Origin of the sequence: Salinibacterium sp. TMP30, assembly GCF_038397785.1 — a bacterium.
Lineage (GTDB): Bacteria > Actinomycetota > Actinomycetes > Actinomycetales > Microbacteriaceae > Rhodoglobus.
Window position 1 is genome coordinate 1,657,585 of the sequence record NZ_CP151642.1, and the last position, 20,397, is coordinate 1,677,981.

General features: G+C 59.3%; 23 protein-coding genes. 7 read left to right on the top strand and 16 right to left on the bottom strand.

The annotated features are described in order from the left end of the window. Positions 1–28: 28 nt before the first annotated feature. A complete protein-coding gene (locus AADH44_RS08105) occupies positions 29–487 on the top strand; it encodes a GNAT family N-acetyltransferase (RefSeq protein WP_341952234.1) in 459 nt (152 codons plus the stop codon). Between the two features lie 68 nt (positions 488–555). Here the strand turns inward: AADH44_RS08105 and AADH44_RS08110 are convergent, their stop codons facing one another. Next, positions 556–1,158 carry a histidine phosphatase family protein gene (locus AADH44_RS08110; RefSeq protein WP_341952235.1) on the bottom strand — a complete coding sequence of 201 codons (603 nt, stop codon included), beginning with the start codon at positions 1,156–1,158 and terminating at the stop codon, positions 556–558. Positions 1,159–1,176: 18 nt separating this feature from the next. Beyond that, on the bottom strand, positions 1,177–2,538 hold the full coding sequence (locus AADH44_RS08115; RefSeq protein ID WP_341952236.1) for a pitrilysin family protein: 1,362 nt from the start codon (positions 2,536–2,538) through the stop codon (positions 1,177–1,179). 312 nt (positions 2,539–2,850) lie between these two features. On the opposite strand from AADH44_RS08115, the gene AADH44_RS08120 reads away from it, so the two are divergent. Beyond that, positions 2,851–3,441 carry a TetR/AcrR family transcriptional regulator gene (locus AADH44_RS08120; protein WP_341954962.1) on the top strand — a complete coding sequence of 197 codons (591 nt, stop codon included), beginning with the start codon at positions 2,851–2,853 and terminating at the stop codon, positions 3,439–3,441. A 99-nt stretch (positions 3,442–3,540) separates the two neighbouring features. On the opposite strand, the gene AADH44_RS08125 is transcribed toward AADH44_RS08120, so the two are convergent. Further along, positions 3,541–4,533, bottom strand: a complete 993-nt coding sequence (locus AADH44_RS08125; RefSeq protein WP_341952238.1) for an aldo/keto reductase — start codon at positions 4,531–4,533, stop codon at positions 3,541–3,543. Between the two features lie 211 nt (positions 4,534–4,744). Between AADH44_RS08125 and AADH44_RS08130 the strand changes: the two genes are divergently transcribed. Then, positions 4,745–5,290, top strand: a complete 546-nt coding sequence (locus tag AADH44_RS08130; protein WP_341954965.1) for a YbhB/YbcL family Raf kinase inhibitor-like protein — start codon at positions 4,745–4,747, stop codon at positions 5,288–5,290. 200 nt (positions 5,291–5,490) lie between these two features. On the opposite strand, the gene AADH44_RS08135 is transcribed toward AADH44_RS08130, so the two are convergent. Together AADH44_RS08135 and AADH44_RS08140 are read right to left on the bottom strand one after the other, a co-directional pair. Beyond that, on the bottom strand, positions 5,491–5,676 hold the full coding sequence (locus AADH44_RS08135) for a hypothetical protein (RefSeq protein ID WP_341952240.1): 186 nt from the start codon (positions 5,674–5,676) through the stop codon (positions 5,491–5,493). A 172-nt stretch (positions 5,677–5,848) separates the two neighbouring features. After that, complete coding sequence (locus tag AADH44_RS08140; protein ID WP_341952242.1) at positions 5,849–8,098, bottom strand: polyribonucleotide nucleotidyltransferase; 2,250 nt, start codon at positions 8,096–8,098, stop codon at positions 5,849–5,851. A 308-nt stretch (positions 8,099–8,406) separates the two neighbouring features. On the opposite strand from AADH44_RS08140, the gene AADH44_RS08145 reads away from it, so the two are divergent. Beyond that, entirely contained in the window at positions 8,407–8,589 is a 183-nt protein-coding gene (locus tag AADH44_RS08145; protein ID WP_341952244.1) for a DUF5302 domain-containing protein, read from the top strand. A 45-nt stretch (positions 8,590–8,634) separates the two neighbouring features. Here AADH44_RS08145 and AADH44_RS08150 read toward each other — a convergent pair whose 3' ends face one another. Further along, positions 8,635–9,750: an LLM class flavin-dependent oxidoreductase gene (locus tag AADH44_RS08150; protein ID WP_341952245.1), complete on the bottom strand. Its 1,116-nt coding sequence runs from the start codon at positions 9,748–9,750 to the stop codon at positions 8,635–8,637. Positions 9,751–9,904: 154 nt separating this feature from the next. On the opposite strand from AADH44_RS08150, the gene AADH44_RS08155 reads away from it, so the two are divergent. After that, positions 9,905–10,579, top strand: coding sequence for a helix-turn-helix domain-containing protein (locus tag AADH44_RS08155; RefSeq protein ID WP_341952247.1), 675 nt, complete (start codon positions 9,905–9,907; stop codon positions 10,577–10,579). Between the two features lie 36 nt (positions 10,580–10,615). Here the strand turns inward: AADH44_RS08155 and AADH44_RS08160 are convergent, their stop codons facing one another. From AADH44_RS08160 to AADH44_RS08185, 6 genes are all read right to left on the bottom strand, one after another. Continuing rightward, a complete protein-coding gene (locus AADH44_RS08160) occupies positions 10,616–11,467 on the bottom strand; it encodes an anti-sigma factor (RefSeq protein WP_341952248.1) in 852 nt (283 codons plus the stop codon). Then, positions 11,454–12,014, bottom strand: a complete 561-nt coding sequence (locus AADH44_RS08165) for a sigma-70 family RNA polymerase sigma factor (protein ID WP_341952249.1) — start codon at positions 12,012–12,014, stop codon at positions 11,454–11,456. Before AADH44_RS08165 ends, AADH44_RS08160 begins: the two co-directional genes overlap by 14 nt. A gap of 20 nt (positions 12,015–12,034) precedes the next feature. Continuing rightward, positions 12,035–12,643 carry a class F sortase gene (locus tag AADH44_RS08170; protein WP_341952251.1) on the bottom strand — a complete coding sequence of 203 codons (609 nt, stop codon included), beginning with the start codon at positions 12,641–12,643 and terminating at the stop codon, positions 12,035–12,037. Positions 12,644–12,695: 52 nt separating this feature from the next. Next, positions 12,696–13,520, bottom strand: a complete 825-nt coding sequence (locus tag AADH44_RS08175; protein ID WP_341952252.1) for a DUF4397 domain-containing protein — start codon at positions 13,518–13,520, stop codon at positions 12,696–12,698. 99 nt (positions 13,521–13,619) lie between these two features. Next, the gene (locus tag AADH44_RS08180) at positions 13,620–14,819 is read right to left on the bottom strand and encodes a benzoate/H(+) symporter BenE family transporter (RefSeq protein ID WP_341954966.1); all 1,200 of its coding nucleotides are present in this window, start codon (positions 14,817–14,819) and stop codon (positions 13,620–13,622) included. 86 nt (positions 14,820–14,905) lie between these two features. Further along, positions 14,906–15,823, bottom strand: coding sequence for an NADP-dependent oxidoreductase (locus AADH44_RS08185; protein WP_341952254.1), 918 nt, complete (start codon positions 15,821–15,823; stop codon positions 14,906–14,908). 187 nt (positions 15,824–16,010) lie between these two features. On the opposite strand from AADH44_RS08185, the gene AADH44_RS08190 reads away from it, so the two are divergent. Further along, a complete protein-coding gene (locus AADH44_RS08190; RefSeq protein WP_341952256.1) occupies positions 16,011–16,526 on the top strand; it encodes a DUF308 domain-containing protein in 516 nt (171 codons plus the stop codon). A gap of 103 nt (positions 16,527–16,629) precedes the next feature. On the opposite strand, the gene rpsO is transcribed toward AADH44_RS08190, so the two are convergent. Next, a complete protein-coding gene (rpsO, locus tag AADH44_RS08195; protein WP_341952257.1) occupies positions 16,630–16,899 on the bottom strand; it encodes a 30S ribosomal protein S15 in 270 nt (89 codons plus the stop codon). Between the two features lie 154 nt (positions 16,900–17,053). Next, positions 17,054–17,899: a hypothetical protein gene (locus tag AADH44_RS08200; protein ID WP_341952259.1), complete on the bottom strand. Its 846-nt coding sequence runs from the start codon at positions 17,897–17,899 to the stop codon at positions 17,054–17,056. 94 nt (positions 17,900–17,993) lie between these two features. Here AADH44_RS08200 and AADH44_RS08205 point away from each other — a divergent pair, with 94 nt between their 5' ends. Continuing rightward, a complete protein-coding gene (locus tag AADH44_RS08205; RefSeq protein WP_341952260.1) occupies positions 17,994–19,175 on the top strand; it encodes a MarP family serine protease in 1,182 nt (393 codons plus the stop codon). Here AADH44_RS08205 and AADH44_RS08210 read toward each other — a convergent pair. Together AADH44_RS08210 and AADH44_RS08215 are read right to left on the bottom strand one after the other, a co-directional pair. Next, complete coding sequence (locus tag AADH44_RS08210) at positions 19,172–19,852, bottom strand: hypothetical protein (RefSeq protein WP_341952261.1); 681 nt, start codon at positions 19,850–19,852, stop codon at positions 19,172–19,174. The two genes, AADH44_RS08205 and AADH44_RS08210, sit on opposite strands and share 4 nt — an antisense overlap. Before the next feature lie 33 nt (positions 19,853–19,885). Then, entirely contained in the window at positions 19,886–20,350 is a 465-nt protein-coding gene (locus tag AADH44_RS08215) for a VanZ family protein (protein ID WP_341952262.1), read from the bottom strand. Between the last annotated feature and the right edge of the window lie 47 nt (positions 20,351–20,397).

The window sequence follows — 20,397 nt, forward strand, 5'->3', positions numbered from 1 at the left end:
AACTCACAGCCGCGAGTACTGTGGTGCTGTGCCACAGTTTCGCCCCGTCCCCGTCACGGATGCTCTCGCCCACGAACTTCTCACTGAGTACTTCAGCTACCGAGCCGAGACATTCCCCACACCCTCGGGCTACGTCACAACGTTTCCGACGGCAGAACAATTCGAACCGCCCCGCGGAGTGTTCGTTCTTGTCGAAGAGTCAGGCAGCGCGCTCGGGTGTGGTGGAATCCGCCAGCGTGATGCTGGTCAGTTCGAGGTGAAGCACCTCTGGGTGCGACCCGCAGGTCGTGGTGCCGGGCTCGGACGACAGCTGCTCACGGAACTCGAGCGTCGTGCCCGCCAGTGGCATGCTACAGAACTGGTGCTCGACACTAACGAAAGCTTGGCCGCGGCTGGAGGCCTCTACCGGTCGAGCGGGTTCGAATCAGTGGAGCCCTATAACGACAACCCGAACGCGACAACTTGGTATCGCAAAGAACTCCGCTAATCGCGCTCTGCTGTGCTGTCGGCAGCATCAATTCGCGTGGAGAGTTCGCGCGGTGAATTCGCGCTGCTCTAGTACGGCTGTTCTTCGGGCAGACCCGTACGGAGTTCTGCCGGCAGGTGCCCAAGATCGTTGTGAGCGACAAGCACTGGAGGCTTGGCGCTGCGCACCCGGATGATTGAGAGGCCGCAATTGGCTTGATTGAGCCCAAGCCAGCGCCACTGATCGCCACCGAGCACCTCGCGAACAAACCACGCAATCACAAAATTGTGAGTGATGAGCAGGTCGTGGCGATCCTCACGCACCGGCCGGAGAAACTCGGTGACGGCGTCTTCCATTTGTGCTTGACCCGCATCGATCTCTTCGGGAGTCACCGACCCAAAAAAGTGGTCGAACGCTGAAGGCATGTCGGGAGTTGGGCCGCTCGGGATGCAGTCCATGAGCAACGTTGTGGGCTGCGACTCAAGAGCAGGCATTCGTTCAGTCATGATCGCTGCGGTTTCGGCGGCGCGCTGAAGTGGAGAGTGAAAGGCGCGAGTGAACGGAACACCACCGAGGCGTTCAGAGATTGCCATCGCCTGACGTGTTCCCTTGCCCGAGAGCGGGCCGTCGGGCAGTCCATGTTCTGCGTCTTGCTGTTCGCCGTGACGAACGAGGTACAGGTAGTGAGCCATCACCATTCCTTTGTTGATCTAACTCTGGGCAACGCTGCCGAGAGTAAGTCCGGAGAACATCTCTTCAGTTACCGCACCCACTGCCGCAATCGACAGGGGGCGTGAGGAGAGTTCGTGAGCAAGTTCTTGGATGCCGTCGGCCGTGACCGCTGAGATCCGTGCGATCGATGTGTCGAGGTCGACAAACTCGCCAAGCGTGAGTTCGCTGCGACCGAGTCGCGACATGCGCGAATCGGAGTCTTCGAGCGCAAGAGCTGAGGCCCCTCGCAGTTGCCCGATCGCCCGGCTGATTTCTTCGTCCGTGACAGCAGCATGGCCGAGTTTCGTGAACTCTTCGAGCATGAGTTCGGCAACCTGCGCAGACTTCGCGGGCGAGCATCCGGCATAAATGCCAAAGATTCCTGCATCGGAGTAGCTGGGCGCGAAGGAGTACACCGAGTAGGCCAGCCCACGCTTTTCGCGCACTTCTTGAAACAGCCGCGATGACATACCACTGCCCAAGATCGAGTTGAGCACGGTAAGGGTTGCGCGACGCTCATCGGTAGCGGAAAGCCCTTCGACGCCAGCAATGATATTCGCCTGCTCGATGGGTCGAGGAGTCACCTGAAGTCGCTGACCCGGCTCGGAGGCTTGCGCTGCAGCGCTATCTCGACGCGCAACCGGTGTCGCCTCATGCGACAGGTCCCATCCCGCAGCGATAAGACACGAGGAAACTAAGGCGACGACCATATTGTGGTCGACAGCGCCAGCCACTGTAATCACGAGATCTTGAGGCCGGTAGTTTCCACGGTAGTGCTTCACTACGGAATCTCGCGAAATTGCGTTGATCGTTTCAGGGCTACCGCCAATCGGCCGGCCAAGCGGATGCTCGCCAAAGACGGCCTCGAAGAAGCGCTCACTCGCGACATCGGTCGGGTCGTCATCGGCCATGGCGAGTTCTTCGAGAATCACTCCACGCTCATTCGCGAACTCTGTGGCATCGATCAGGCTCGAGGCGAGCATGTCGCCGATCACTTCGATCGCCATGGGCAGGTCGATGTCTTGCACCTTGGCGTAATAGCAGGTGTATTCCTTGGCGGTCATCGCGTTGTGCTCGCCACCCACCGCATCGAAACTGACCGCGATGTCTAGCGCAGTGCGCGACGGAGTTCCCTTGAACAGCAGGTGCTCCAAGAAATGAGTGGCACCGAAGGTTCCTGGCAGCTCGTCTCGCGAGCCAGCCGCAACCCAGTAGCCCACCGTTGCGCTGCGCGCACCCGGAACTTGTTCGCTAAGAATGCGCACACCGCTCGGCAAAACGGTTCTGCGAACGAGACTGTCGCCGGTTGCGGTGAACGACAGTTCGGGAAGGTCAAGAGGAAGATTCACTGCGTCGATCATCCCTATCAGCCTACGTCATTCTGACCGTTCACCCCGTCTCGCAGAAACTTAGTTAAAGCCATGCCCCCCATACTGGGGGAAATTAAAGAGGACAGACAGACTTGTCTGTATGTCCTCTTGTGCTACTGTTTTTTCAGGCACCCGAAGCCGACAACCGGTCACTTGGATTCGAATCAAGTGACGTTCATAACCACACAACCCGGACCCGAACCGGGTTGTGTCCTAAAACCGCATCGCGCGAACCCGAATCGAACGATGCACTAAGCGGGGAACGTTCCTGATCCGAATCTCCCCCGGACGGAGTGCGCTGTGATGGTATTTGAGACACCAGAGACCGCACAGCGCGCTCCGGCCAAGGGCCGCATTCTAGAAACGGCTAACGAACTTTTCTACCAAAACGGCATCCTGAACGTCGGAGTAGACCGCATCATTGCGCAGTCGAGCGTGACGAAGGCAACCTTCTACAAGCACTACCGCTCAAAAGACAACTTGATTATTGAGTACGTCAAGAGCCGCAGAGCAGCAGTAGAGACCCACGTGCGATCAGTCATCGAAGGCGCAGCTTCCCCTCACGACGCCGTCCTCGGGCTGCTCGAGGGCGTCGCCGCCGAGCTCACGAAGCACGATTTTCGTGGATGCCCATTCCTCAATGTTGTCGCCGAATTTCCCGACCCCAAGCATCCCGTGCGTGTATTGATTGCCGAACACCGCGATTGGTACAACGAAGCCCTCTACGAATTGATGCGCAGCGCACATCATCCTTTCCCTGGTGACGCCGCCGACGAACTCATGCTCGCCAAAGATGGCGCCCTCGCGGGAGGCTACGCCGGTGACACGATTGCTGCGGGAGCGGCAATGGCTAGAGTAGTCAAGCGCGTGCTCGCCGAATCCGTCAGCGCTTAGTCAGCCAGCGCCGAATCCGTCAGCATTGAGCCCGTCAGCATTGATTTCGTCAGTATTGATTTCGTCAGCATTAAGCGGTCACAACTGGCCGCGCGGTGGCTAATAGGCCGACGACCGATCCAACTCTGCTGACTGATGCCGGGTCAATTGCACGCGCGCGGCCGCCAGCAACTCCGGCACCTGAGTTGCTGTGCTAGCGCTCACCACTGGCGCAACCACTCCTGGCTTATTGAGCAGCCACGCCAGGGCTATGGTAGCCGGGCTCGCATCGTGCTCATGAGCAACCTCATCCAGCGCATTCAGCACCTTGATGCCGCGACGACGTAGGTACTGCGCGGCCTCCTGCCCGCGGGAATTGAGCGCCAGGTCGGAACGTTGCCGATACTTTCCACTCAAGAATCCGCTCGCGAGCGCGAACCGGGGCATAATGCCCAAACCTTGGATCGTTGCAACATGGGCAAGCCCAATCTCGAACTCTTGACGGTGCAGCAGGTTGTAATGCGACTGGATTGCGACCATCGGGGCTACTCCCATTTGACCGCACGCAATGCGCGCCTGAATGAGACGATTTCCTGTGTGATCTGAGCCGCCGAAGTAGCGCACCTTGCCTTCACCGATTAGCTCATCGACCGCCAACAACGTCTCATCGAAGTCGACGCTCTCGTCATCGACGTGCAGGTACAACAGATCAATGTGTGACGTTCCCAATCGGGTCAACGATGCAGTGACCGAACGCTTGATCGCTTCAGCATGCATGCCAGGGTTTTCGCGACTCTTACCCACCTTGGTGGCAACAACCATGTCATCGCGATTGCGGCGCGCGCGCATCCATTCACCGATCATGAGCTCACTTCGACCGGATGCGTAAGAATCGGCCGTGTCGATAAAGTTGCCTCCACCCTCGGCGAAGGCATCGAGAATAGCCGTCGTCGCCTGCTCATCAGCGGTCCAACCAAAAATGTTTCCACTCAGTGCAAGGGGGTAGACGCGAAGGTCAGAGGAGCCGATCACTCGAGTGTTGAAATGAGGCTCAGAGCGTGCTCGCGCGCTAGCGGAACCCGGCAGTGATCGAGTCGGGTGTACCTGCGTCATTTGGGCCTCCCACAAGGCTTTTGGCAAGGATAAAACGAGGGCGACCCGAAAACGTGCAGCATAGCGCGATCGTTACTACTCCGTGTCGAAAACCGTCTTATCGGGGCGCTGCGACGACATCCAGGGCCGCAGCGGTGTTGCTTCGGTGTCGCTTCGGGCGCATCCTCGCAATAATGGCAACAGCACAGTGTCAACCTTCGAGAGGACTGCGATCGTGAATAACCCGAACTGGGAGCTTCCAGACGTGCCATCATTCGACCTTGAGAGCCCCGATTTTGAGGCCGGCGGCACGCTGCCGCAATGGGCCCGCTCAGGGATAGCTAACGCTGGCGGGGAAGACCGCTCCCCCACCCTGCACTGGCAGGGCTTCCCCTCGGGCACGAAGAGTTTCGTACTCACCGTGTTTGACCCTGATGCGCCCACAAGCAGCGGATGGTGGCACTGGGCAGTGTTTAACATTCCAGCCTCGATCGAGTCACTGCCCCAGAATGCCGGTAGTGCCGACGCGCAGCTACTCCCCAACGGAGCAATCACTCTGCCCAACGACCTCCGACTCGAGTCGTTTCAGGGGGCCGCCCCTCCTGCCGGCCACGGTGAGCACCGCTACGTCTTTACACTAAGCGCGCTGAACACCGAACTCCTCGACATTCCGGCAGGAAGCACCCCAGCGATGCTGGGATTTGTCATGCGCGACCACGTCGTGGCGAGAGCCCAGCTGACGGGACTGTCGAGTACCGAGCACGACGCAACTCGCTAGAGGGCGCGCCGCACCCCGCTGAGGGACTACGGGACTATAGCGAGAGCGAGAGCCGCTGGGTTAGCTGTTCTGGGTTAGCTGTTCTGGGTTAGCTGTTCTGGGTTAGCTGTTCTGGGTTAGCTGTTCTGGGTTAGCTGTTCTGGGTTAGCTGTTCTGGGTTAGCTGTTCTGGGTTAGCTGTTCTGGGTTAGCTGTACTGGGCTAGCTATTCTGGCGAAAGTAGTGCGGTACGCGTTCGTAGCCACGGCTGCGCATTTTCGCGACAACCACGCTGACGACCACGACGACCACGACGATGCCGAGAGCCACCCACAGATACCACGCGGTCTCAAGCCACACGAGCATGTCGCTCATGAACGCATCAAGGGGTGTAGTGATTCGGGTCACAGTCCCACCGTATCGCTCCAATGCGCTCAGATCCCCACCCTTTGTTAGGGGAGACAGGGGTGACTACCCCTGATTGAGGGATGAAATCGTGTGCTCTGCGTGGTTAACGGAACAGCGCCCACCCTCAAAGAGGATGGGCGCTGATCGTTACTTCGGCTTCGGTGCGTCGAATCTAGCTTTCCTCAGCGGGAATCGCTGCTTCTGCATCAGACTCATCAGTCACCGGTGCGAGCGAAAGCTTTCCGCGGTCATCGATCTTGGTAATTTCAACCTGAATCTTCTGGCCGACAGCGAGCACGTCTTCGACGTTCTCAACACGCTTGCCACCGGCGAGTTTACGAACTTCAGAGATGTGCAGCAGTCCGTCCTTGCCCGGGGTGAGCGAAACGAATGCGCCGAAGGTCGCGATCTTGACGACCGTACCTAGGAAACGTTCGCCGACCTCAGGGTTGAGCGGATTCGCGATGGCATTAACCGCCGCGCGTGCAGCCTCGGCCGAGGGGCCATCGACGGCACCGATGTAGACGGTTCCGTCATCCTCAATCGAGATGTCCGCTCCGGTGTCATCCTGGATCTGGTTGATGTTCTTGCCCTTTGGACCGATCAGCTCACCGATCTTGTCAATCGGGATCTGAACCGAGATCACGCGAGGAGCCGTAGGAGCCATCTCGTCGGGAGCATCGATTGCAGCGTTGAGAACTGACAGGATCGCGGTGCGCGCTTCCTTAGCCTGCTTGAGCGCGCCGTCGAGAACCGACGAAGGCAATCCAGCGAGCTTGGTGTCGAGCTGAATGGCGGTGACAAACTCGCTTGTGCCGGCAACCTTGAAGTCCATGTCGCCTAGTGCGTCTTCAGCACCGAGGATGTCAGTGAGTGCCGCGTAGCGCGTTACGCCATCGACCTCATCCGAAATCAGGCCCATGGCGATACCGGCAACGGGTGCGCGTAGCGGCACACCAGCATTGAGCAGCGACAAGGTAGAGGCACACACTGAACCCATCGAGGTTGAACCGTTGGAACCGAGTGCCTCGGAAACCTGGCGAATCGCGTAAGGGAACTCTTCACGGGGAGGAAGCACTGGTGCGATGGCGCGCTCTGCGAGGAAACCGTGACCGATTTCACGACGCTTGGGGCTACCAACACGACCAGTCTCGCCGGTGGAGTATGGCGGGAAGTTGTAGTGGTGCATGTAGCGCTTCTTGGTCACTGGTGCCAGTGAGTCAATCTGCTGCTCCATCTTGAGCATGTTCAGTGTGGTGACACCCAAGATCTGGGTCTCGCCGCGCTGGAAGATTGCCGAACCGTGAACGCGAGGAATGACCTCAACCTCGGCATCAAGCGCACGAATGTCGCTCAAGCCACGGCCGTCGATACGGATTCCCTCGGTCAGAACGCGCTGGCGCATGACCTTCTTGCTGACAGCCTTGTATGCACCGCCAATCATGCCAAGAACATCTGCGCCGAGCTCGTCAGCGTCGACCTTCGACTGAACTTCAGCCTTGACGCGAGCCTTGAGCTCGTCGTCAGCGGTCTGACGCTCGATCTTGTCAGCGATCTTGTAGACATCGCGAAGCTCTGCCTCGGCCAGCTCGGACACGGCGTTGTATGCCTGGTCGGAGTACGGCGGGAAGAGCGGGAACTCGGCAACAGGCTTTGCCGCCTTGTTGGCAACCTCGAGCTGAGCCTTCACAAGCTGCTTGAGGAACGGCTTGGATGCTTCGAGGCCCTGAGCAACAACAGCCTCGTCGGGCTTGGTTGCACCAGCCTTGATGAGCTCCCAGCTGTTCTCGGTAGCTTCTGCCTCAACCATCATGATGGCGATGTCTTCTTCGCCCTTGTCGTTGGTAACCATGCGGCCAGCAACGGTGAGGTCGAAGACAGCGTCAGCAAGCTGGCTGTGCTTCGGGAAGGCAACCCACTGGTCGCCGATCAATGCGAGGCGGATGCCGGCAACGGGACCGTAGAACGGAAGACCCGAGATCTGGGTGCTGAGCGAAGCAGCGTTGATCGACAGTGCATCGTAGAACTCGTCAGGAGCGATGCTCAGAACGGTGATGACGATCTGAACTTCGTTGCGGAGTCCCTCAACGAAGGTCGGGCGCATCGGACGGTCAATGAGACGACAGACAAGAATCGCTTCCGTCGAGGGGCGACCCTCGCGACGGAAGAAGCTGCCGGGGATCTTGCCTGCAGCGTATGAACGCTCTTCGACATCCACGGTAAGGGGGAAGAAGTCGAAGCCTTCACGCGGGTGCTTACCCGCGCTGGTGGCGCTCAAGATCATTGTTTCTTCGTCGAGGTACGCGGCTACGGCACCCTGTGCCTGCTGAGCGAGTCGACCGGTTTCGAAGCGCACGGTGCGCTTGCCGAACTTACCGTTATCGAGAACGGCTTCGGCGAATGTGATTTCTGGACCCTCCATGCGGGGGTTTCTCCTTTGTTTTACGTCGCGCACCCGTGTGGTGTGCGACTCGTCAAGGAGCAGGAGCGGGCAGAAGGACGCGATGGTTCGTGCGCATGCCTAGAGTGGCGGCGCACGTCTGGCCAACAGTAGAAAGCCTCCGAACGACTCGGAAAATTACCACCGGTGACCAGCTTCTTGCCAGCCTGCTCCGGTGTTGCCCCACAACTACGTGGACAACGCTCACAATCGTACCATTAGGCACCATCCGACCCCAGAAAGCGACCGTAACGACACGCTCAGGCTGCCAGTCGTTTACGCTTGAGGGTATGGAACCCACAGAATCAACACCCTCTGCGAGCGAAGATAACAAGCGCAGGTTCCGCGAGGCGCTTGATCGTAAGCAGAATAAGGAAACAGCTCGCCCGGGACACTTGGACGCCGAATCGGCAATTCAGGGAACCCAAGACCGCGCTGACCACAAACGCGACTTCCGCCGCAAGACCGGATAAACGAGCTCAACAACCGCTGGCGCCCGAGCAGCACGGGCAGGGTTACTAGACCGCTCGGGCATCGGCGGCCGCGAGGGCGGCAAGAGCTGCGTCACGCTTGGAGACGAGAGATGCGTGGGTGGGAGCATCCGGAACTTCGGCCGGTCTGTTGGTAGCGAACTCCTTGCGGAGCACGGGCACCACTTCTTCGCCCAGAAGGTCGAGCTGCTCGAGCACGGTCTTGAGCGGCAGTCCGGCGTGATCCATGAGGAAAAGTTGGCGCTGGTAGTCACCGAAGTGTTCACGCATTCCTGCGTACTTATCGATGACCTCTTGCGGGCTACCAACCGCGAGTGGGGTCTGGTCAGTGAAGTCTTCCATCGACGGGCCGTGACCGTAGACGGGGGCGTTGTCGAAGTAGGGTCGGAACTCGGCCTTCGCTGCCTGCGAGTTGCTGCGCATGAATGCTTGGCCACCGAGCCCCACAATGGCCTGTGCTGCCGTGCCGTGACCGTAGTGCTCGAAGCGCTGACGGTAGTAGCTGACGAGACGCATGTAGTGCTCTTTGGGCCAGAAAATGTTGTTCGCGAAGAAGCCATCACCGTAAAAGGCTGCCTGTTCAGCGATCTCTGGGCTGCGGATCGAACCGTGCCACACGAAGGGAGGCACGCCATCCAGCGGGCGCGGCGTCGACTGGAAACCCTGAAGGGGCGTGCGGAACTTGCCCTCCCAGTTCACAAACTCTTCACGCCACAACTTGTGCAGCAGCGAGTAATTTTCGATTGCAAGCGGGATGCCGTCACGAATGTCTTTGCCGAACCACGGGTACACCGGCCCGGTGTTGCCTCGACCCATCATGAGGTCGGCCCGACCATCAGACAGATGCTGAAGCATTGCGTAGTCTTCAGCAATCTTCACAGGATCGTTGGTGGTGATGAGCGTCGTGCTTGTAGAGAGTATGAGCCTCTCGGTTTGTGCAGCAATATAGGCGAGGGTCGTCGTGGGGCTGGAGGAGACGAACGGCGGGTTGTGGTGCTCGCCAAGGGCGAACACATCGAGTCCGACTTCTTCCGCCTTTTTGGCAATCGTGACGATGGCATTGATGCGCTCACCTTCGGTGGGGGTGCTGCCATCGGTGGGGTCAGTGGTGACGTCGCTAACGGTGAAAATTCCGAACTGCATTAGTGCTCCGGTCTCCCAAAATGTGGCTGGATCAATTAGTTATCTCGTTCAACCAGACTGTTCCCCGATAATTCCGCCCCCATACCGCCAATTGGCGGTATGGGGGCTGTGAGCCGTACAGTGGTGCCGCACCCACGAAAGGTGGCAGCCACTTATGCCCAGAGACATCGCGTCACTCGCCAACCCTGGCAGCGACAGCGTTGTGCAGTCGCTACTGGATGCTGCACGAACTTCTGCTGAGCGTCAGACTGCTACACAATCCCTCGGGCTCACTCCCAGCACCCGTTACCGAGTGATTGCGCAGCCCGCGAACTCCGCTGGCCCCGTGCACATCCCGTCGGCAGTGATGTCCACGGTTGCGGGGCCTGTACTCGCCGAGGTCGTGCTTAATACGGATGCCGTGGCGGCACCGCGAGCGGGAGTCGGAATCGCTGCCGCACCCGCCGAACTTGTGCGTTCTTGGCAATCCGCACTCATCGCCCTGCGGTTGACTTCCGATAGTGAACCCGTGTTGCACGCAGATGACCTGGGTTCGCTTTTGCTGCTTGCGGAAATCAGCCCAGCGGGCGCCCCCGAAAACTGCGACCTGCAGGCGGTTGGGGTTGTCATTCGAGAATCACCGCGCATCATTGCCATGCTCGACACTCTTGCCGCGAGCGATAGTCTGCGCGCCGCAGCGACCACACTTGGATTTCACCACTCCACCGTGCAGTCACGGGCAGAAGAACTGAGCGGCAAGCTCGGTTTCGATGTGCGCACGACTCGCGGCCGCACGAGGCTCTCCGTCGCGCTCGCCCTGTACCGGCTCGAGACGGTGCGCTTCGACTGACGCCGACGCTCGCGAAGCAGGGATGTGAGCGCTCGACTAGGCCTCGTTAGAGAGCTGACCACGCACGATTGAGTCGCCCGAGTGCGCAGGGTCGCCGTCGAACTGTTCTTCGGAGATGTCGACAAGATCGTAGCTATCGATGTCGAGGCCATCGGGCACCGTGAACTGACCTGACGTGCCCTCGACGATTCCGAGGCTCACGAGAGCCGTGGCATCCGAGGTAATGAGCCACACTTCGCGGTAGCCGCCAGCAGTCGCGGGTGCATCGAAGTTCACATCAATCACTCGCGTACCGTCTGGCCGTCGCTCGAGCCTGGCCTCACCCGTTGAATCCGCCCAATTAGGGAAAGCATCGAGCGTTGCACTCGCAAGAATCGTCGGCTGATCGGCGGGCTGGAACGTTAGCCAGATCGCTGATCCTGCTGCCGCAACCAGCGCGAGCGACGCTGCCGCAGCAAGCGCAGCAACCCATGGACGCCGGCGTTTGTCGAGCGAATGCACAGTAGCGCCCTCGGTGACGGGATTGGCCTCAGCTGGTGGCGCCTCAGCTGATTCACAATCAGGCTCACTCAACGCACGCTCAGCGCGCTTCTCAGCTAATACATCCACGCGCTCGTCGACAACTGTTGAAGTGGATAGTTTTTGCGGCAGCGTCGGCGCTTCGGGGCTCAGAGAAAGCTCGTCACTGATTCGCTCCCAAACTCGCGATGGCGGATCGAGCAGCTCGCCGGCATCAAACGTCGCGCGACCGACCACCGCGGCGCGAGACAATACTTCGATTTCACGACGGCATTGCTCACATTCGCTGATGTGTTCGCTGTCTACGGGGAGGGCGACCTGCTCGCCAAGAGCAAGCAGCGCAAGGACCTCAGGATCAACGTGTCGCATAGGTCTCCTCCAATCGTGTTCGCATCCGTTGCAAACTGCGCCGGATATGGCTCTTGACCGTGCCCAAAGGTAGTTCGAGGCGGTCGGCTATTTGGTTGTGTGTGAGATCGTCGAAGAATGCCAATCGCATTATTGCTTGAGCATCCGGCTCAAGCCTGGCGATTTCGTCGGCCACCATCAGCGTGTCAGCCAAATCGAAGTCTTGCACAATTGGCTCGCCCCTCGACGTTGTCGCGGCCAGCTCTTCTTGAAGGCGACGCACTCGCGCGCGGGCTTCGTGCGTGTCGGCGATCTTGTTCTTAGTGATCCCCACAAGCCAGGCGGAGAGGGTTGAGCGTTCCGGCTTGTAGCCTGCTCGACCGGTCCAGGCCGAAACGAAAACTTTTTGGGTGACGTCTTCGGCATCTCCACGGTCGCCGAGAGATCGAACGGCGAGAGTGAACACAAGTGATGACCAGCGACGGTAAATGTCTGCGAGCGCCGATTCCTCACCCGCAACGAAGGCGAGCGTCATGCGCGCTTCGTTAGCGAGGTCCTTGTCGGTCATGATTCTCCGGTTGATGGTTGTCACAGTGGATTCGCAATCGCAACAACATTGTCAGAGTAGTTCTGCACATTCTTATCGAACTGTCCACCACAGGTGAGTAAAACAATTCGTGGGGCGCCATCTCGATCAAAGACCTGATCGAGCGGAAGTTGCTTCTTTTGGATGTTCTGAACCGACTCTAGGCGATAGCGGTGATCCACGCCGTCCTCGGTAGTGACAATAATCTCAGCGTCTGCGGGCATCTCTTTGAGATACGCAAACGGGCCCAAGCCTTGGTCAAAAGAATCAACGTGGGCGGTGATCACGGTTGACCCGGTTTCGCTACTGGGCGACGGACCATAGCGGTACCAGCCTGCCACCCGGATGTTCTCGGGGATCTGCATGAGACCGTCAGCCTCAACGCCGACCGGGGTGATCTGGATGTCGATCGAGACCGAGGGAATCTGGATGCGTACCGGGGCGGAAACTTGCTCTACCGGCGCGATTTCACTCGACTGCCGAGGCACATCGACCACCGCGGTAGGAAGCGGAGTCGGTGCCGGGTCGGGAGCGATGGGTTGAGCTGCTGTAGTTGTGCAACCTGCAAGGAGAAGCGCCATGGCCGCGAGGGCTAGGATTCTCGCGGCCATGACGTTCTCCTTGATGGGGTGTGTGATTGTGTGGTGAGTTATTTAGTTGTGACTACTTGGATGCGCGGGCTGCGGTGAGGCGAGTCGCTGCGAATCCTGCGAGAGCAAGAAGCGCTGCGAGGGCGCCGAGGCCACCGATGAGCGCACCGTTGTTGTTGTCAGCGGCGAGACCAGCGGTCCCCGCATCTACTCCACCGGGGTTCGAGTGGAGACCGTCAATGGTCTGTACTGCGAGCTGGAGGTTGTCGTCAGCGAGGCTGCCCCAGGCGTAAACGATGGTGTTGACACCTTCAGCGATGGTGACGTCTGCCGGGCCGATAACTGGGTCTGTGGTTCCGGTTGCTGCGACCGCGGCTGAGATGGTTCCGACGGGGAGATTTGCCTTTACCTCGTCAGGGTTGCTGAGGTTCTCGAATGCTACAGCGCCGTTTGCGAGCACATCAACGGCGGGAGCCGCTGCAGTGTGACGAACGGTGAGCTTGCCCTGACCGGCAGGGATCGCGCTCAGGTCGTTGGTGAACAGCGACGCGGTTGGCGCTCCATCAGCGTCGAGGTGAGCGACGGCCGTGTAGCTCATGTTGGCGTCGAGCGTCAGGTCGATGGGCCCGATTGCAGGGGCAGAGTCGTCCATGGCATCCGATGCCGTGATGGCTACCGTGTAAGTGTCGGCCGGAAGGTCGAGGGGGCCAGCGAGGTCACCGGGCTCGAAGTCATCGAGAGTCAACTCACCGTTGACGTAGACGTCTACGGTGAGTCCGGGGACTGCATGCAGAACGTACAGGTCGGCGCTGGTGTCTGAGATTGCACTTGCGGGGATTGCAACGCCTACTGCGGCGATCGCTCCGGCGGCTACACCGGCAATAAGTTTGTTTCGCACTGTTCTTGTCCTCTCATGGATCGGGCGTAATTCGCCTGACATGGAGTACTTCTGGCTGAACACCCATTTTGGATGCAGAACGGTGAAAAAAGTTTTGAATTACTTCTCTGGGAGTGTGGTTGCCGCATCGATTCGACGGTTTGGTCGACTTCGCTGCGTGCGCCACCCGAGCCAGACCATAACGATGGCACCCACGATGAGCGCCCAGAATGCGGAGCCAATTCCGATGACCGTGATGCCAGAGCTGGCGACCAAAAACGTTGCAATCGCAGCGATCCGATGCTCGGGAGCTTCGAGTGCGCTCCGTACTGACGCGATTAGCGCACCCATCACCGCGAGACCGGCGATTGCCACAACCACGACGGGCGGCGCAATCGTCACGAGAGCTGTGGCAAGCCCGGCGCCGAGACCGATAACGACATAGGTGGCTCCTGCAGAGACGGACGCGATCCATCGTTTACTACTGTCGTCGTGAGCTTCCTCACTTGCCGTCAGCGCGGCGGTGATTGCTGCCAGATTGAGTGCATGACCGCCAAAGAAAGCACTCGCCGCCGATGCTGCGCCGGTAACGGTGAGTGCTGGCCCGGCGGGAACCGCAAAACCGTACGTGCGCATCACAGTAAAACCTGGAACGTTTTGACCCGCCATCGTCACAATGAATAAAGGAATCCCCAGACTCACAATCACGATCGGATCAAAGGTCGGCATCACAAAGGTCAGTTGCGGCACGATTGTCGATCCCGGAAACGGGGTGCCGCCCGACGTCACAGCGATCGCGACCACTGCAGCAACTAGTGCGCCGGGAACCGCCCAGCGCGGCGCGACCTTCAACAAAATCAGCCAGGTAACAACCATCGGAAGCCCCAGCCACGGGTACTCAACGGCTGCAGTGATTGGTGCGAGACAGATCGTAAACAGGATGCCCGCCAACATCGCACTGGCAATGGGCTGTGGGATGTTGGTAATGAGCCGACCCAGCGCTGGTACGAGGCCGCACACCACAATCAACACCGCACAGACAATGAACGCACCCACAGCTGCACGGAATTCGATGTCGCCCTGAGCCGCCACTATCAGCAAAGCAGCTCCAGGAGTGGACCATGCAACAGTAATCGGCATGCGATAGCGCCACGCCAAACCGATGGTTACAAGACCCATCAGAACAGTGAGGATGAGGAGACCGGATGCCGCCTGGGCATCGCTCGCGCCGACCGCTTGGAGCCCAGCAACCACGAGTGTGAACGACGACGCAAAGCCGGCAATGCCTGCGATCAGTCCGGTAGAAAGAAGCTGGAAAATGGCTGTCGTCGCTTTCTCTTCACGGCCCGTATCGGCTCATACTATCGCCGCTTCCGACTGCCACCACAGCACTCAACCAGTGGTTCTTACAGCTCGAGAACGATCTTTCCGCGCGAATGACCCTCCATGAGCTTCGCGTAAGCAGCGGAGACCTCTTCGATCGGAAATACCGCCTCAATCGGAACCTGCACCGTTCCCGCAGCGACCAGCGCGGAGAGCGCGGCCAGATCGTCGGCAGTGGCACCAGCAGCGCCCACACCCGTGGTGCCGTACTCATCGACAGCGGCATAGTCGGCGATCGTGTTAATGCGGTCAGCCGGAGCGCCGAGCGCAAGCGCAGCATCCACTGTTTCGCGCCCGTTATTGTCGAGCGCTGCGGTCACGCCTTCAGGGCTTATCTCGAGAATTCGCTCAACCATGCCCTCGCCGTAGGCCACCGGGTGGATGCCAAGAGACCGCAAAAATTCATGATTCGATTCACTGGCGGAGCCAATTACTTTTGCGCCCTTCAGCTTGGCAAGCTGCGCGGCGATCACGCCAACACCGCCGGCTGCGGCGCTGACAAGCACGGTATCCGCTGATGTAAGAGAAATGCTTTCGACGCTCGCCCAGGCAGTGCGTCCGACGATATCGAGGGCACCTGCCTGCTCCCAACTGAGGGCCGCAGGTTTGCGGACCAGCTTAGCTGCGGGAACAACAACGTAGTCGGCTTGAGCGCTGAAACCTTTGCCACCGAGCACTTCGTCTCCGACCGACCACCCGGTGACGCCATCACCGAGTTCGTCAACAACACCAGCGAAGTCATTGCCGTTGCCGCTAGGAAACGACACGCTCTGAGGAGTCGAAGTGGCGGCGCCGCGAAAAACTTTGGCGTCAAAAGGGTTGATGCCGGCAAACTTCACCCGCACTCGCACTTCGCCAGCACCCGCATGGGGTTCAGGAACTTCGGAAATTGTGAGCACTTCGGGCCCACCGAGCTGAGAGTACGTAACGCGACGAAACATATACCGAGCCTAATGGGTGCGTCGTTCTTGCACATAAGCGTGCCTTAACTGGAAGAATGGAAACAACGTACACCGATTAACCGCACCGGTTGGGACTATTATGACCTCGTCTAACAGCACTAATTTCAGAACCAGCTCGGCGGAAGACGTTCTGCCACGACTGCTGCGCGCACACCGCGGGGACCTCATGGCCGTCGCTGTGATCGGACTAGTCTTGGGCGTCATCGGGGTGCTGTTCCCTGGAGCGACACTGCTGACGGTGGCGGTGCTCTTCGGCATCTACCTCATTGCCTCTGGCATGTACCGCTTCATGGCCGCGTTCGTCGCCAACGACCTCGACTCCCCGATGCGCTGGGTTACCGGTGTACTCGGACTTCTCATCGTGGTTGCCGGCATCCTGTGCCTCGCAAACCCTTTCAACGCCCTTGGCGCTCTGGCCTTCGTCATCGGAGCCGGATGGATTCTCGAAGGACTCATCGACCTCATCGGAGGTGTTCGGGGAACCATTCACCCTCGCTGGTTCGGTTGGCTCAGCGGAATCGTTGCGATTGCCGCCGGAGTAGCTATGTTCGTGCTTCCCGCCGCTGGCCTCTTTTCGCTTGTGGCGATTGGCGCCATCCTGATGATCGCCGTGAGCGTCACCACGCTGCTGACACTCCCCCGCCGCGTCAAAAAGAACTCGGCAGCGGCGCCCACCGGATAAAACACCCGACCGCACGGGAACGTGCCGGGCCCGTTCTACTCTCGCAACAACAAAGGCCGCCATCGCGAAGCGATGGCGGCCTTTGGCAAGTGTGACGAATCGACTAGCGACGCAGTCCCAGCTTCTCGATCAGCGTGCGGTAACGCGTGATGTCGATGTTCTGGAGGTAACCCAGCAGACGACGACGCTGACCAACAAGAAGAAGCAGTCCACGACGTGAGTGGTGGTCGTGCTTGTGCATCTTGAGGTGCTCCGTGAGGTCGAAGATGCGACGAGTCATCATCGCGATCTGGACCTCGGGGGATCCCGTGTCACCTGGGTGAGTTGCGTATTCTTCGATGATCGCCTTCTTGATACTTGCTTCAAGTGCCATAAGGTAATCCCCTCTCTAGTCGTTGCGCGGTGCCCATAGCTGAATGCGTGAGCTCTCTTTATCCGCGGCCGTTAGACGGCAACCTTGAGATTCTAGCAGAATAGGGCGCCACGCAGGACTACAGCTAGGACCACGGCCAGAACTACAATCACAGCTAACCGGAGAACACTCCAGCGATCGCGGGAGCTACAAGCACCAGCACGGTGACTGTAGCCGCGATCGCAGCCGTGCCGCCCGCAACAACCCACAAGCGGTATCGCTGGCGCGCAGCATCCACTTCCGTACGAAGTCGTTCGAAACGCGCGGTGAGCCGCACGCTCGCACTTCCAGCGGCCGGTTGCCCGTGCCACGATTCGAGCCGACCAGCAACAGCAACAAGCGCATTCACTTCCGCCGCCGAGTACACGGTTGGTTCATAAAGAAGCCACCGCACAAGTTCACCGAGCTGGAGAACCGGAACAGGCGCGCGCATACGGCCGTAGATGACGCCCGAGGCTCCGACAAATACGACAAGCGGACGCACCGTTATCGATGCAGCTCCGAGGTTTGCCAAGGCCGCCGTCATCCGCTCTGCACCAACCATCGCATCGCGAACATAGGCAACTCGGCGCCCATTCACCATAACCATTCGCCCGGCTGTCACGATTCGTGAGTGCGCGTGCAATCTGCCGCACACCAAGAAAGCTCCCGATGGCCCCAGCACGAGATGATCAGCTGAGACGTGATCGTTGGCGCTGAGCGTCGAGTGGGCCACCATCCAATCGGGGCCGAGAGCCGAGAGCGCAACGGCAGTCTCCAACTCGCCGAGGGCTGCGGAATAGAACTCACCGGCCGATGCAGAAAGCGGGTTTACGCCAAAAATTCGTGCCAACCGTCCGTGCGGCTCATGCACAGCCTGTTCCCGCAGGCAAGCGGCCATGGCCGAGCCAAAACCGGATTCTGACCCGGTGCCAGCTCCCGAGACCGTTTCGGCACTCTCAACACGCTCACTACCACTCACTAAATTCCCCCACCTGCCTCACGCAGAGATTATCTCGGTTTCTCGGTTCCCCCAACTCGTCACTGTGAATCTCAGAGCGGTTTAGGGTTATGGAGTGAACGTTGCCCCGCTGCTCGACCTGCTGCTCATTGCGCTGCTGCTCGGGTACGTGGCGTACGGCATCATCGTGGGACTCACGAGAAGCGCATTCGTCATCGGCGGAATCGTCGCTGGTGTCGTTGCAGCAGTACTTGTAGCACCGGCGATATCAAGCGCTATTCCGTCACCACAGGCTCGCGCGATAGTCACGATCGGCGCGGTGATCGGCCTCATCGCAATTGGCCACGCGATTGGCCACGCGATCGCCAAAGCCCTTCGCGAAGAGTTCGAAACCAGCAGACTTCGGGTCATCGATCGCGCCGCCGGCGGCATTGTCATCGGTGTGATCGCCGCACTCGTAGTGTCGACCGTGAGTTTCAGCGTCGCGCAGCTCGGTTCCCCGCTACTCTCACGAACAATTGCCGGTTCCGCCGTCGTCCGCACGATTCAGGATTTAACACCCCACGAAGTTGAAGCGCGAATCGCGCAATTGCGAACCGTGCTCACCGATACGAGTGCACCGTTCTTTACCGCCGAATTAGGTATCGCAAACGCCACGATTCCGACGATCGACACCGATAGTGCGGTGCTCGCAGCGGCAGCCGAATCCGTCGTGCGGATTACTGGCAACGCCTACGCCTGCGGGCAAGCCCAAACCGGAACAGGGTTTGTCGTGACGGACGAACGAGTTGTGACCAACGCGCACGTCGTTGCCGGCACCAAACGCCCCGTCATCGAAGCGCCCAACGGGCAAGTGCTCACCGGAACGATCGTTTACTTCGATCCCCGCACCGATCTCGCCGTGATCGCCGTCCCCGGACTCACCCCCGGCCCATTGCCGATGGGAATTACTGCGCGTCCCGGCACCAGCACCGCAATCGAGGGCTACCCCTACGGCGGCCCCATCACGGTGGATCCGGCCTTGGTGCAACACGTCGGCATCACTAATAGCCCCAATATTTACGGATCAGGTGGCTCGCCCCGCGAGGTATACACTCTCGCGGGACAAGTGAATCCAGGAAACTCCGGAGGCCCCCTGCTCACTCTTGACGGCAACGTCGTCGGAGCGGTCTTTGCCCGCAGCGCCGACCAAGAAAATGTGGGCTATGCCATGACTCTTACTGAGCTTCAGCCGGTAGTCGACGAAGCCCCCGCGCTCACAGGCACGGTGTCCAGCGGGGCGTGCATTCCCGGCTAATCGTCTTGCTCAAACATGAGGGTCTCAAAGGACCCCGGATCGCTCGGGCACGCATCGACTGAAGCTTCGCCGAGCGTGGTAAAGGCAAACCACGACCATTCATCACCCAGCTTCTTGGCAACGTTGCGAGGCACAACAAAGCGAACAACAGCACCGTCGACCTCGGCATCATCGGCGTTCATTCGGTCGCCTCTCTCGCGGTCAAACTCATAGGAAGTGACGCTCTCAATGTCACCATCGTTAAACTCGACAGAGAACTGATAGGCGCGTTCGTCGTCTACCGGTTCAGCATAGATACCAAGTTGTGCTGCTCCGTCAGGAACACCGGAAGTGAGAGTGAATGTGACCATCAGGTCGTCGCGATCAGACAGCGCAACGGAAACTTCATCGATATCGAGCGCGTCAGTCTCTGCCGTGAAGTCAACGCAACGCGCGCCTGACGATTCTCCGGTCGGTGCGACGGCTGACGATTCTGGTGCAACACCATCCGCGCCCTCCGCAGTCGGCGTGGTGCTCGGGGCGGGCGGTTGTGACGTACCAGTGGGTGCCGTCGCTGCCGCCAAGGTAATCACGATCGTCACGATGACAGAGAAAACCAGCACCGCGACAACAGCCACGACTACCGGAACCACGGCGACACGACGCTGAACGGGGTCTAACGGAGGGTCAGAAGTCACCGTGACACGGTAGCAGTCTCGCGCAGCGCGCGATCATCTGGATTCTGAAGAATTTTCGTTATTCAATTTTCGGTGCAGTGCACTACGAGCGCGCTGGCGAGCCGCAGCAACGCTCAGCGTAATCACAACACCAATGGCTGCACCAAGAGAATTCGAGAGAATGTCGCGCACATCAGAGACTCTCGACGGAATGAACTGCTGAACCCACTCGATACCCGCCGTAAGCACAATAGCCAGACCCAACGCAAGCCACCACTGACGCTTGCCGACAAGCAAGACAAAGAACAAACCGAGAGGCACAAAAAGCGCGATGTTTGCCACAAACTCGAGGTCATTGAATGTCAGCCACTGTGTCGCAGAGAAGCGATCAAGGAAAAGCGCGAGCTGCCAGAGCGGCCCATCGCGCTGGTCTGGTGCCTGAGGGCTCAACGTCAACCAGGCCACGACGGCCAAATACCCGAACGTGGCAGCGCTCAAATAGGGGTGACGCCGAAACATCCATCAATCGTGCCTCATCGAACCAGAGAAAATGCTCGATTCAGGAG